A 12,337-nucleotide genomic window follows, 5' to 3' on the forward strand; every position below is an offset into this window, starting at 1 on the left:
TCGACTGGCGAACGAGCCTGCTGCTGGAGCCCAGGCTGCCCGCCAATCAACTCATCAGTTTCTGGCCATCTTGCATGACTCTGACTATGCTGGCTTTGAATCTGCCGCGCAGCGGCTTAGTCCAACTTGCTATTGGATCGTTTCCGTGAACCACCGCTTAGTGCTCACCCCTTTCCGAGAACCGCAGCTCAAGGACATCGGGTGCATTGCAAGAATCTGATTGCAGCAAAGGCGTTCAGAATTATTTCCCAAAGCTTGCCCGTGGTTCTCGGACCAGAGAACCACTTGATCATGGAGCTACACAATGTCTGCTGGGCTCCGGAGCCCAAGCGGCCCACGATTGAGAACATAGGTAGAGATCACGGTCGTGCTCACGTTTTAGTGGCCCAGTAGTTCCTTGATCTTCCGTATGTCCCAGCTGCCCTGCAGTAGGAGCCTGAAATACGGGCAGCGCCACTTCATGCATCAGACCAGCCTTGAGGCAACCCCTCCTGGCAATAGCTCACAGCAGCACCACGCGCGTGGCCTCCAGGAGTCGCAACCGATCCCGCAACAAGTGGTTGCCGCTCTCCTCGGTCGAACAGCAGGCTCGCGCCGCCGCCACGGGCGCTCCGCTGCTGCAGCCCTGGCGAGAGCATGAAACCCTGCGCGGCCTGCGCGATCGCCTGCGGCTGGCCTTCGACTGCTGGAACCTGCTTGATGCACCCGACGGCACCAGCCGACGCACGGTCTACCTGCCCCCTGGCGTCAAGGAACCCGACAGCTCTTATCGCAGCCGGATCGAGAACGCCCGGCCCACGGGCTTCTTCCGCGATGCCCTGCGCACCTACGCCGGGATGCTCTCCTTCCTGCATTGGCAGGCGCTGCCTCCGACCCTGGAGGCGGTGATCGGTGATGTGGATGGACGCGGCACCGATTTGGGGGTGTTCCTGTTCATCGCCGATCTGCTGGTGCTGCGCGATGGCGGCTGCCTGATCCTCGTGCTCCCGCCCGAGCACCGCTGGCCCTCAGAAGGTCACCGTCAGGAGGCCCTGCGTCGCGGTGATCGGCTCTCACTCCCCCGGCTGGCCCTGGTGCCTCGGGCTGACTTTCTCGACTGGCAACTCCCCAATCCCAACGGTCTGCCGGTTCGGGTGGCCTGGCGGGTGGACGTTCACAACCCGACCAGACCCGACCACTTTGGGGGGGTGCCGGTGCATTACCTCACCCCCAACAACACGCCGGCCTACGACCTGGCCAACTGGACCTATCGGGTGGCGGAACTGGCCGCCAGTGGACTGCGCTTTCAGGCCTACAGGGCCGTGCCGTCTGCCTCGGCTTCCTCCGGCTTTCAGGCCGAACCGCTGGGGCCTGCGGTGCTGCTGGAGGGTCAGCACACCATGCCCTGCGTCTGGTACGCCGCTGATGGGGCGGCCTTTGGCGAGGGCGATCTGCCGCACCTGGGACTGGCCAACCAGTACCTCACCCACTACCGGCTCAAGAGTGAATACGAGGACCTCCTCAGCCGCTGTGCCCTGCCGGTGGGGGTGCGCACGGGCCTGGTGGATCAGTTCGGCTTCCAGCGCACTGAGGACGGCGATCAGCGCTCGCCCGAGCAACTGGTGCTCTCCACCAACACCTTCATGGATCTCCCCGATGGCGCCGACTTCAACTGGAAGGAGATCCGCGCCCGCTCCCTGGCGGAGCACCGCGCCTACTTGACGCTGCTGGATGAAACCATGCGCCGCGATGCGCTGGTGCCCACCCAGAACCGGGGTCCTGGCAAGACCGAACAGGAGGTGAGCCTGACGGCGGGGCAGGCCTACGCGCTGCTTCAGTCGCTGGCGACCCAGAAGACCTCGGTGTTCTCCACCGTGCTGGAGCACTGGTGCCGCGCCACCGGCGACAGCCTCCAGGCCGGTGCTGGCGTCTCGCTCACCGTCACTCCTCTCACCCCACCCGCGAGGCGGCAGCCCAGCGTCGGTGAATGGCTCACCCTTCACGAGCGCGGTGTGATCAGCACGCAGGAACTGCGCCACCAGCTCGCTCTTGCTGCATCGCCGGGGCTGGTGACGCCAAGCGGCACCGCGCCTGACAGCTTCGCTCCACCTGCGGCACTGCCGCTCACCACCGAGGCCCCATGACGCCAACACCCAATCCCTTTGCCTGGCGTCCTACGGACCTCGAAGCGATCCGCCGGGCGCTGACAATCCCCGTCACCTCCGCCAGCGTCCGCGCCATCAACGATGAAATGGCATCGCTGGAGCGCAGCTACCCCGATGCGATCCCTGGCGCGAAAGCAGACCTCGATGCCATCGCATTGATCGATCAAGGACTGGCCGGTGGCGAGGCGCAAGCCGAGCCGTTCATCACCAGGATCACGCGTAAGGGTGCCGTCACCCCAGTGGTGGACCCCAACCAACTGCCCAAGCGGAAGCTCGATGTGATCGAGTACGCCACCGAGTTGCTTTTGGAGGAGGTTTCGACGGAATACGCCGAACCGACCGCAGCCAACGGAAGCCTCACCCCCGGCGCACAGCGGCGGGCGCATGTCGAGAACCTGCTGCTGGTGCTGCCCCGTCTGCGCAGCTGGCAGGCGCAGCAGCCCACACCCTTCCAGGGCCAGCTGGCTCGCGGCTGACCATGGCGCCAACACCCTCCAGCTCGCCACTGCAGTTCGTCGCCAATGTCCGCCTGCTCCTGCGCCAGGCTGATTTCCCAACGGCACGGGAGCCGCTCACCGTGGCGCGGCACGTGCTGGAGTGCTTCATCCAGCAGACCCGCCTGATCTCCAGCCGCGATAACGGCCCCGGCATCGACACCGGCGACATCCTCTGCGAGGGCTACCTCTGCCGCGCAGCGGTGCTGCCCCAGCCGACCATCGACGTCTGGGATTGGCTGGCCGCCGAGCAGGAGTGGCAACAGCCGGGCCTTCGGGCCGAGTTCCAGCCCCCGGCCACCGGTGGTGTGCTGCAGCCGCCGTCCACTGTTCACGCCCCGGCCGATGGCGCCTGCTGGTTGGGCGACCTGTCGCTGCTCACCAATCCCGGCGCCCTACCCCATGCGCCCCGGGCCATGTTCGCTGCTGCCTCGCTGCTGATGGTGGGCGATGCCTACGGCCCCGGTGGCATCGGCGCCCTGGTGCAGCCCGAACTGGGTGAGAAGGTGACCTTCGCGCTCAAGCCGAACCGCGTCTATGTGCTTCGCTCGGGCGACACGCTCAACCTGATCGCCGCACGCTTCGGGACAACGGTGCCGACCCTGCGGCGGGTGAACACCGACCTGCAGAAGCTGCAGACGATCGTGACTGTGGTGGGCGACACGCTCAACTTCCTGGCGGGCACCTACGGCACCACCGTCGACACCCTGCGCAAGCACAACCCGGAGCTGCTTCGCGCTGACGGCCACACGGTGGTGTCCGGCGACACGATCGCCTCGATCGCCGCGGCCTACGACACCACCAACCGCACGATCCGCAAGTACAACCCGGTGCTGGCTGAAACCCCCAGCTCCGAACCGTTGCCGCTCGGCATGGGGGTGGCCGTGCCCGCCATTCGGCCCTCGTCGCCCCTGGACCCTGGCCAGGCGCTGCAGGTGCCCAGCGTGACGCCGTCCACCCTGCTGCCCGCGGGCGGTTGGATCTACCTGCCCAAGCCCCGCGCAACCACCGCCACCGGCGAGATTGATCTGGATGAGGAGATTTCGCCACCCGCCACGGCTGATGCGCTGCTGGACCAGGCGGCGGAGATGCTCTGACCCACAGCGCAGGCCCGTGTTGGGGGGGGCCGGAATCATCAGTGGCAATAGGAAGCGTGAGCGCAGCCCGGACGGGGCGCTCGCTTCAACCACAGCCGTGATGGGTGGACCCATGACCAAGCGCATCAACCAACTGCAGAGCGCCGAACAACCCTTCGTCTACGCGCAGCAGCAGCATTGGCCCAATCAGGACTCCGCTACTGCCGACGAGGACGTGCTCGATCCGGAGGATGAACCCGATGAGGATCCGCTGGAGGAGGAGCCCAGCGATCCGATCGAGGAGACGGCTGCCTCTGGAGAGGAGCCGACCAGTGATCTGCCCCATGCCCTTAAAGCCGAGCGCCGCAAGACGAATCAGCTGGAGCGGGATCTGCGCACGCTCAAGCGTCAGTTGGCCCAGTTCTCCAAGATCAACCCCGATGAGTACGAGCGGCTGCAGGAGGCCGAACGGCAGAAGGTGCAGCTCGAGCGGGAGATCGCTACCCGCGAACGCCAGTTGGAGGCCGCCGCTGCCCGCAAGGTGAAGGCCGTCGCCAAGGAACGCGACGACGCCCTGGCGGAAGTGCAGCAGCTGCGCAAGGACCGCCTGCTGGAGCGGGTGTTCATCGATGCCGAAGGCCGCCCCGGTGGTGACAACCGCGGCTCGTTCTTCGAGATCTTCAAGCAGCAGGTGGGCAGTGAGTTCCGTCTGACCAAGGACGGCAACGGCCGCGATGTGCTGGAGCCGATCGACTCCAAAGGCAATGCGCTGCTCAGCGACAACGGCAATCTCCAGGCCGCTGAGCATGTCGAGAGCCTGCGAACGCATCCGGTGCTGAGCTTCCTGTTCCAGCAGCGCGGCGGTATCGGCCCCACCACGGTGATCGCTGAATTCGATGGCAACGGCCAGGCCACCAACCTGCAGGGCATGAGCGCCAGTGAGCTGTATCTGGCCAGCTACGCCCGCAAGCCGGCCGGAGCAAGGAGCTGACGCGAAGCCGCCCCGGCCACGCCGGGGCTTCCTTGATGGCCTTCTTCCTTGCCTTCTGGTCACGGCGAACCACCGCCACGGTGGTGAGCGCCAGCAGCAACAGCCAGGCCCGCTCACGCGCGGCCCTGCGGCGCAAGAGCGGCTACGGCTCGATCGTCAAGGTGAAGCTGGCCAACGCGCAGGACAGCCGGCTGATCCGCAAGGGCACCTGGGTTCGCCGTCGGCGCAATGGAACATCGCCGCAGTTCGGCACTGCGGCATCCAAGCTCCGAGCACGCAAGCAACGCAGCCGATACCGTCACTGGCTCTGAGGCCGCACGAGTGACCGGCTCACCCCCGCGCCATGCACCATCGGAAGCGGGCGCAGCGAGGTAGCAGCCAACAAAACGCCAACGCTGCAGATAATTGAATGATGCGAACTGCAAACGCGGCGGCAGCAACCGACTCAATACAACCAAGCCAACCAACAACCAAGCGCCCTTCAACTACCGCCCGAAAAACCTGTAGAGAGGAAGTCCGGCGAAACAACATCAAAAGTCAAAAGGGGGGTAAATACCCCCGAAAACGAGAATCGCGCGGGCACCGCTTCGGAAATGTCGCAAAATCTGGAAATTCACTTCTGCGATCACCTCGACGTCGGCTGATCTTCACCTGCTGTGACAGTGCTGCCTGATGCGGCCACGAGGCGCAGCGGAACACCCGAGCGGGAGCGAGCGGTTGGAGCCGCCTGGCCGCCGTCCGGTGCTGCGCCGAGGCTGGCGCGGGAACCCCAAGCAGGCGCGAGTGGGTGGAGCGGCGCAGCCACAGTTGCTTGCGGCCCGGTGCAGGCTCGATCGCGTTTTACCGCGATCCGCTGCCGCCGCCCCTGCGCCGGCCAGCAGGGGGGAAGGGGCAGCCAGCTGACGCCAGCCGCCCCGGCGGGACGTGATCAGGCCCGGAAGCCGAACTCCCGGCGATAGAGATCAGGGTGGTGGGCTTCGATCAGCTCCATGGCGAGGAAGGCCGGGAAGGGGACCAGACCCGAGAGGGTGACCTCCTGGGAGGACAGCCCACGCCGGGGGCGCCCTGCAGGAACCGATGCAGGGCCAGGCTTCTCACGCGGCTCGATCTGGCGCAGCTTCTGCTTCAGCAACGCCCAGAGATATTTCGGGATGCCGGAGGGCCGAGGGCAGCGCCACATCTTGCAGGTGGCATCCCAGGGCCGGGACTCTTGCAGCAGCAGCCCGTGTTTGCCGGCTTTGCTGATCTCGATCATCAGAAGGTGCTCACTCACCGCTTGGCCGGTGACGGCCTTCCAGGTGATGCCGCTCATCGTGGACGAATAGATCGTGATGGGTGCCATGGCCGAACCAGGCGAAGGACCCCTCAGCCCTGCGCGGGGAGGTCAAGGGGCGCGACAGCGCCTCGCGTAGCCCTTGCCCCGCCGCGCACGCTGAGGAAGGCCGCCGCCGACCTTGCCTGACGCTAAAGCCCGTCTGGTGAGCCACAACGTCGAGAGATAGGGGCCGCAAGGCCCCTGTGGCTCAGATCACCGAGACGGTGCAGCCGGGCGTGCCCTGCAGCTTGCGGGCGAAAGCAAATGCTTTCTCGGCGGGGATGAGCCGCATCTTCTTCACCGGCTTGCCGCGCCGGCCGAGGTGCTCGATGGCGAGGGCTGCGGAGCCGAGCTTCACGGTGCCGGGCTCATAGCGGTGAACCATGAGCAAGCGGACTTCGCAGAAGGGGCCTTGGGGAGCTGCCATGGGTTGGGTGGCGAGGGACCCCTCGGTGCTGGCCGCCCGCACAGGCGAAGGCAGGGGCGGCGCCGCCGCAGAGCGGCAAGCCGCTTGCGCAGCCCTTGCCAAGCCGAGCCGGAGGCCACCGTGGGGGACCCATCGCCGTCCCCAGCAGATCACCGGTCCTGACGTGCTGAACCCCGCCTGTGGTTCTCGATCGAGGGGAACTTGCGGAGCTGCTCTCGATCTGGTGCCGTTCTGCAGCAGCCCCGAGGTGATGCTGTTCGGCCATGCTTCCGCCAAGGGGGTTGAGCGCGATGCGGGACACCAAGCGACTGGCCCACTCCAAGGGCATGCTGCCCGAGGTGCTCAGCGAATCCAGAGCGAACACCCGCCGCCAAAGAAGCGCTGCAGCTGATGGCCGCGCAGCTTGGCGATCGGTGCGGGCACCAGGCGGCAGGGGCGCACCGCCTGGCCGGTGGCATCGAGGAACCAGATGCGGGCCTGGGCGCCGGGGTGATCGGCCGGCTCGAGGAACTCGACGCCGATGCAGGCGATGGCGGACAAGGAGGGCGAGCGACGGACACCCGCGCCGCGCCCTGGCAGGGGCATCCTGGCCGCGGTGCCGAGCCGCCCTCCAGCCGCCCCTGGCGCATGACGTCGCGCCCGCACTGGCCAACTTGAGGACACTCCTGCTAGTACGGGTGTACTTCTTGCCTGTTGGCCTCGTGCCTGCTCCTCCTGCTCGCTTCCGCGGTTCCCGTCGTGACAGGGACCCCACCGGGGAAGAAGTGGCCGTCGAGGCGTGGCCCTACCTCGATGAGGCTGTGCTGAGGCCCAGCCGCAGCCGCAAGGTTTGCCTCACCTGCCACTGGTTTCGCCATCACGCGGGGGCGAACTGCATCCCCCTACTCACCTGTCAGTTGCACCAGGGTCTGCTTGCTCAGGGAGAGCACCTAACCCGCCGCTGCCAGGGTTGGACTGAGGACATGACGCGCCAGCGGGGCTGGTGCCCGGAGGTGGCATGAGCAAAAGGCCTGTGGTGGTGGGTGTGATGGGTGCCGGAGAGGGCGCTTCGGCTGAGGCTGTGGACCTGGCCGAGCAGCTGGGGGAGTGCATCAGCGCCAGGGGGTGGGTGCTGCTCACTGGCGGGCGCTCGGTGGGGGTGCTGCCGGATGAAGGGAACGGTGAGGAGCGGCAGTGCACCGCGGACCTGGATCTGGCGGTGTTCACCGGCATGGGCAAGGCCCGCAACGTGATCAACGTGCTCAGCTCAGATGTGGTGGTGGTCTACGTGGAGAAGGCACCGGCGGTAGTGCGTGTCTCGATCTCTTGAAGGGCGGTAGTGGTGTCCATCAGCAACTCGGTGGAGATTTCGTCAGACCATAGTTGGGATGACCATGGAGGAGTGTCTCTTGCCAGATATCAATGCTCTTCTCCAGGCCGATGGCTTGTCCTGTGACTATTGACAAAGTCATTTCTAGTGCTATCACGAGTTGTGCCCTGCCGATAGCAATGCCGAAGAAGCTCCTACTACTCCTAATGATAATAGTATCAGCCGCTATTGTCATCATGGGGATACCTGAGTTGCCCTCATTCGCACAGCCCCAATGCGACGGAACCAATCTATCTAACAATGTATACTGGGAGAAGCGAAAAACCGCAACAGGCGACTGTGTTTTGCTGGAGTACATCAAATCGGGTAAAGAACCCAAGAGAACGACACTTGAGAAGGGACAAGCCTGCCCTCGGTGCCCTCATGAGGGGTAATTTGATTATGCTATCTTCTTGCCCCGACCATACTTATATATGGCTGGGGCTTTGGTGGATCAGGGAGGCAACCAAAATTCTTATTAAACTTGCTATCAAAATTCTTATCATATTCAGATTTCGTCTCAAGTTCCTGCTTCCTCATGGGTTCCACGGGATTCTTTTGTTTTCCTGAGTCCTGAGGATCCTTAAACTTCATAGGTTCGAGCTTCGCAGAGTATGGAGACATGTTGTCGCTTGTTATGGGGTTGTCAGGCAAGAAAAGAACTCTCCCCTGTTCAATCAGCTGACACAGGTATGCTGGCTTGTTGGGCCTCCCCTCCCTGAATTGGCTTGGAAATGCTTTCTTGTCTAAATATGCTGGGTGCCTAGTAAACGATATATACGTATAAGACGCCCTGCTAAAGTTGCGGACTTTGTCAAGACGTGTTCCGTCGAATTTTGATCCGTTGATATCTGCACTATCAAAATCAGCCGCCATTAGATTTGTAACTGGACTGAAGACTGATTCGTTTAACTTTGATCTTGTAAGATTTGTCTTGCCAAGATCAGCTTTGGATAAGTTTGAGTTTGACAATTTTGCTCCAGTCAAATTGGCCCCCTTGAGTACACCTCTGTAAATTGAATTAGTATCATCTATGCGAAGCCCATCTAAATAAATGTTTTTAAGGGAAATATTAGTTGGCCAGTAGCAGTTAATATCTTCGGCCTCTTTTATAGGACGATGCGGTGGCTCGTTAACTGAGTAAACGCTTTCAAGGCATGTATAGTCGGGGAAAACACGTGACGCGAAGCGGAAAACAATCCCCTGCCTCAAGCTATCATTCTCCAAAGCTTCTAGAGTATTATGAGTCCTGGTAGCAATCGCAATTCGCTGATCCTGATTGAGGTATATCCATCTCTTTTTCTCTACTATACTAGACATATCCTGGATGTAAGCATTCATTATAGCCTCGCGCTCTTTTGCCCCTGCTAAAATCCTGCTAAGCCCTTGGTTGCTGTTATTAAAGGCATATGAAAGGACTCCTGCTGTCATCGCGAATAGAGAAGGCGCTCCCAACAATTTGATCCAGTCCCAGGCTGATCTTTCATCTCCTAGGCCAAGTATCTTTTCCGAGACATGTCGCCAACTGTGGCGTGTCCAGGGCACCTTTGAGTAAAGAGCTATCGCAAGAACAGCAATAATCCAAACAATAGTGTAATACCATATATCAGCAAATAGCGGATATTGCCTGTACGTATCGTCCTGCACCAGCCATTGCCTAATCCCCGCAGAAACTGTTATGAAGATAGCTGCAGCAACACATAATATTATGAGCGATGTATATGTTTTGTGTGGGCGGGCAGTATTTCTTAATTCGTGCTCTGCCTGGATCCAGTTTTCAAAGTCGGAGTTCTCTGGCTTTTCTTTAGATAGGGCATAAGCTCTTTCCTGAATCGAGCTAGTACTAGAGTCTCTGACCATTACTCGTTTCCTGTAATCATACTTAGTCTCTTTTAATCACAAATAATGCTCTAGCTTCCGTATCATAAGTTACACAACCTACAAGTATGGACACATCAATTTGTCTCAGCAACTTCTCGAACCATGCCGACGTGGTGGCGTTTTAGCGTCAGTTGTTGTGAATGCTGGGATCCCTAACCGGGGGCGGTGGCCCAGGCACAGCATCAGAAGCCGCCCATGCGCTCAACGGCGGCAGGCCGCTGATCCTGCTGGCGGTGCCGGTGCTGTGGCGGGAGTTCTTCTGCTCGCTCAGCAAGGGGGTGGAGAGCGCGAGCGACGTGCAGGAGTGCTGCCGGTTGATCGAGGCCAGACTCACAGAGGCATGAGTCGGCCATCACCTCGTGTCCCCCTGACCCCAAAGGAGGGCTGGCTGAGCGACAGCCGCCAGGTGCTGCGCTTTGGCCCGACCCGCTGGGAACGCACCTACCAGCGGCTGGAGATTACGAGCGGGGAGTTGCTTCCCGGCGAGCCGGTGCCGCTGCTCAAAAACCGCCGGGAGATCAGCCGGGATGAAGCCCTCAAGCTCTGGGCCACCAAGCGCCAGGAGGGCTGGAGACCCTGCCAGCCCCAGTGGTGATGAGGCGGCCCAGGAGTGAGGTTTGCCGTACTGACAACCCAGCCAGATGGATCTATCAATGAATCAGAGGCCTCGACCAAGGCAGCACCAACCAGTTCCCTGCAACCGGCCCAAGGGCGCCCGACACGGGGCGCCCTTCTTCATGGTTGATGGGCCAAACCGCCAACCATGCCCGCAATTGATGAGCAGGCCGAGCGGACAGATCACAGCCAGTCGACAGGAATCGCGTCCCAGCCGGCGGGATCCCACGGGGCCATCAGCGCCTCAAGCCCCCGCAGCTCAGCGGCGTCTTCCGGCAGCAACCAGGCCTCTTCCCATCCATCCATGATCACCACCGGCATGCGGTCGTGGATCGGGCGCAGCAGGGCGTTGGGGGTGGTGGTGAGGATGCAGCAGGTCTGTAGTTCGCTGCCATCGGGACCAATCCAGTGGTCCCACAGGCCGCCCAGCCAGAACGGCGCGCCGTCCTGGCGGCGGATCCAGTAGGGCTGCTTCTTCCCTTTGGGATCATGGCCTGCCCCTTCCGGTGGCGGCCGCCATTCGTAGAAGCCATCGGCCGGAATCAGGCAGCGGTGATGGCGCCAGGGACCACGAAAGAATGGCTTCTGGCTCACTGTTTCGCTGCGGGCATTGATCGGGCGGCTTTTGCCTTCCGTGTCCTTCAGCCAGCTGGGGACCAGACCCCACTGGGCGTAGCCCACCTCCAGCCGCCCCTGCTGCTGCCGCTGGATCAGCAGTGGTTCACCGGGCCGCACTTGCTGCCTCGGCTGGTAGTGCTCAAGGAAACCATCCGGCAGCGGCCCCTTCAGCCGGGGGAGCAGCTGATCGATCATGGTGGTGAGCGAGTAGCGGCCACACATCAGCGACGCCTGTGGATCCAGTCGGGACTGCTCCCAATCTGCGTGACCTGACTGCCGGCAGTGCAACCGTGATGCAGAGCGCCATCGCCCTGCCGCTGATCTAGAGCCCCAGCTGCAGAGCTGTCTCTGCCGCCGCGCGGAACACCAGGCCATGGCGCGCGACCAGAGCCTCCAAGGCGTCGTAGCCGCCGCCGATCACCGTGGCCACAGGTATGCGCCGCCTGAGGCAAAGCTCCAGCACCATCCGGTCGCGCAGGAGCAGACCCGTGTCACTGAGGGAAAGCCGGCCCAGGCGGTCGTCACGGTGGGGATCGACGCCGGCGTTGTAGATCACCAGATCAGGCTGAACCTGCTCCAACAGTTCAGGGATCCCTCGCCCTACCGCTGCCAGATAGGCGTCATCGTCCAGGCCATCGGCCAAGGGCAGATCATGGTCACTGGTCTGCTTATGCAGGGGAAAGTTACTGGCCGCATGGGCCGACAGCGTGAACACACGCGGATCACCGGCAAAGATGGCAGCGGTGCCATCCCCCTGGTGCACGTCCAGGTCAATCACCATCAGCTGGCGCACCGCTCCCTCGGCCAGCAGAACCCGTGCGGCCACGGCGACATCATTGAAAATGCAGAATCCGCTTCCGTAATCCGGGAAGGCGTGGTGGGTACCGCCGGCCAGATGGCAGGCCAGTCCCTGCTGCAGAGCCAGTCGCGCCGTGAGCAGGGTGCCCCCTACGGCCAACCAGCTGCGCCGCACCAGTGGCTGGGTGGCGGGCAGGCCGATCCGCCGCTGCTCGGCCGCGTTGAGTCGATCGCGTGAGAACGCCTCGTGATACCGCCTGCTGTGCACCAGCTCGAGCTCCCGGCGGGAGATCGGCATGGGTTGATGCAGCTGTTCGGAAGATGCCAGATCGTGGCGAAGCAGATACTCATGCAGCAGCCGAAACTTCGCCATCGGAAAGCGATGACTACTCGGAAGTGCCACGGAGTAAGCCGGGTGATACACCAGTGCGGGAGGCATCAGCGGCTAATCAGCACCATCACCACGCTGAATCCATGACGCAACATCCCCTGGACCAACCTCCCTGACGTTGGATCGCCATGGTTGCTCAGCCACATCGGCATCTTCTCTCTGCTCTCCTGCTTTCGAAGGGGATTTCTCCTCTGGCTTGGAAGTTCTGACCCCAGAGCTCGGATTCAGATGTGCCGTGG

General features: G+C 62.4%; 15 protein-coding genes. 9 read left to right on the top strand and 6 right to left on the bottom strand.

Annotated features, from left to right (window positions below):
* Nucleotides 1-476 precede the first annotated feature (476 nt).
* From KBY93_RS13550 to KBY93_RS13570, 5 genes are all read left to right on the top strand, one after another.
* The gene (locus KBY93_RS13550) at nucleotides 477-2,123 is read left to right on the top strand and encodes a DUF4055 domain-containing protein (protein WP_255094956.1); all 1,647 of its coding nucleotides are present in this window, start codon (nucleotides 477-479) and stop codon (nucleotides 2,121-2,123) included.
* Complete coding sequence (locus tag KBY93_RS13555) at nucleotides 2,120-2,620, top strand: hypothetical protein (protein ID WP_255094957.1); 501 nt, start codon at nucleotides 2,120-2,122, stop codon at nucleotides 2,618-2,620. Before KBY93_RS13550 ends, KBY93_RS13555 begins: the two co-directional genes overlap by 4 nt.
* Before the next feature lie 2 nt (nucleotides 2,621-2,622).
* Nucleotides 2,623-3,735: a LysM peptidoglycan-binding domain-containing protein gene (locus KBY93_RS13560; RefSeq protein ID WP_255094958.1), complete on the top strand. Its 1,113-nt coding sequence runs from the start codon at nucleotides 2,623-2,625 to the stop codon at nucleotides 3,733-3,735.
* Between the two features lie 112 nt (nucleotides 3,736-3,847).
* Nucleotides 3,848-4,705: a hypothetical protein gene (locus KBY93_RS13565; RefSeq protein WP_255094959.1), complete on the top strand. Its 858-nt coding sequence runs from the start codon at nucleotides 3,848-3,850 to the stop codon at nucleotides 4,703-4,705.
* 35 nt (nucleotides 4,706-4,740) lie between these two features.
* Entirely contained in the window at nucleotides 4,741-5,016 is a 276-nt protein-coding gene (locus KBY93_RS13570) for a hypothetical protein (protein ID WP_255094960.1), read from the top strand.
* 617 nt (nucleotides 5,017-5,633) lie between these two features.
* Here the strand turns inward: KBY93_RS13570 and KBY93_RS13575 are convergent.
* The 3 genes from KBY93_RS13575 to KBY93_RS13585 all read right to left on the bottom strand — a co-directional run bounded on the left by KBY93_RS13575 (nucleotide 5,634) and on the right by KBY93_RS13585 (nucleotide 6,987).
* The gene (locus KBY93_RS13575) at nucleotides 5,634-6,047 is read right to left on the bottom strand and encodes a hypothetical protein (RefSeq protein WP_255094961.1); all 414 of its coding nucleotides are present in this window, start codon (nucleotides 6,045-6,047) and stop codon (nucleotides 5,634-5,636) included.
* A 181-nt stretch (nucleotides 6,048-6,228) separates the two neighbouring features.
* A complete protein-coding gene (locus KBY93_RS13580; RefSeq protein ID WP_255094962.1) occupies nucleotides 6,229-6,447 on the bottom strand; it encodes a hypothetical protein in 219 nt (72 codons plus the stop codon).
* A gap of 342 nt (nucleotides 6,448-6,789) precedes the next feature.
* Nucleotides 6,790-6,987, bottom strand: coding sequence for a hypothetical protein (locus KBY93_RS13585; RefSeq protein WP_255094963.1), 198 nt, complete (start codon nucleotides 6,985-6,987; stop codon nucleotides 6,790-6,792).
* 161 nt (nucleotides 6,988-7,148) lie between these two features.
* Here KBY93_RS13585 and KBY93_RS13590 point away from each other — a divergent pair, with 161 nt between their 5' ends.
* Nucleotides 7,149-7,448, top strand: coding sequence for a galactose oxidase (locus KBY93_RS13590; protein ID WP_255094964.1), 300 nt, complete (start codon nucleotides 7,149-7,151; stop codon nucleotides 7,446-7,448).
* Nucleotides 7,445-7,756 (top strand): hypothetical protein, encoded by a 312-nt coding sequence (locus KBY93_RS13595; RefSeq protein ID WP_255094965.1) that lies wholly within the window; start codon nucleotides 7,445-7,447, stop codon nucleotides 7,754-7,756. The genes KBY93_RS13590 and KBY93_RS13595 overlap by 4 nt, the downstream gene beginning before the upstream one ends.
* Before the next feature lie 444 nt (nucleotides 7,757-8,200).
* Here the strand turns inward: KBY93_RS13595 and KBY93_RS13600 are convergent, their stop codons facing one another.
* Complete coding sequence (locus KBY93_RS13600) at nucleotides 8,201-9,655, bottom strand: pentapeptide repeat-containing protein (protein ID WP_255094966.1); 1,455 nt, start codon at nucleotides 9,653-9,655, stop codon at nucleotides 8,201-8,203.
* Between the two features lie 161 nt (nucleotides 9,656-9,816).
* Here KBY93_RS13600 and KBY93_RS13605 point away from each other — a divergent pair, with 161 nt between their 5' ends.
* A complete protein-coding gene (locus KBY93_RS13605) occupies nucleotides 9,817-10,020 on the top strand; it encodes a hypothetical protein (RefSeq protein WP_255094968.1) in 204 nt (67 codons plus the stop codon).
* Nucleotides 10,017-10,271, top strand: a complete 255-nt coding sequence (locus KBY93_RS13610; protein ID WP_255094969.1) for a DUF1651 domain-containing protein — start codon at nucleotides 10,017-10,019, stop codon at nucleotides 10,269-10,271. The genes KBY93_RS13605 and KBY93_RS13610 overlap by 4 nt, the downstream gene beginning before the upstream one ends.
* A gap of 203 nt (nucleotides 10,272-10,474) precedes the next feature.
* Here KBY93_RS13610 and KBY93_RS13615 read toward each other — a convergent pair whose 3' ends face one another.
* Both KBY93_RS13615 and KBY93_RS13620 read right to left on the bottom strand, forming a co-directional pair.
* On the bottom strand, nucleotides 10,475-11,131 hold the full coding sequence (locus KBY93_RS13615) for an SOS response-associated peptidase (protein ID WP_255094970.1): 657 nt from the start codon (nucleotides 11,129-11,131) through the stop codon (nucleotides 10,475-10,477).
* A 100-nt stretch (nucleotides 11,132-11,231) separates the two neighbouring features.
* Nucleotides 11,232-12,146 carry a histone deacetylase gene (locus KBY93_RS13620; RefSeq protein ID WP_255094971.1) on the bottom strand — a complete coding sequence of 305 codons (915 nt, stop codon included), beginning with the start codon at nucleotides 12,144-12,146 and terminating at the stop codon, nucleotides 11,232-11,234.
* Nucleotides 12,147-12,337: the final 191 nt, after the last annotated feature.

Source organism: Synechococcus sp. J7-Johnson (genome assembly GCF_024345795.1).
In the GTDB taxonomy this organism is placed as follows: Bacteria; Cyanobacteriota; Cyanobacteriia; order PCC-6307; family Cyanobiaceae; genus Regnicoccus_A.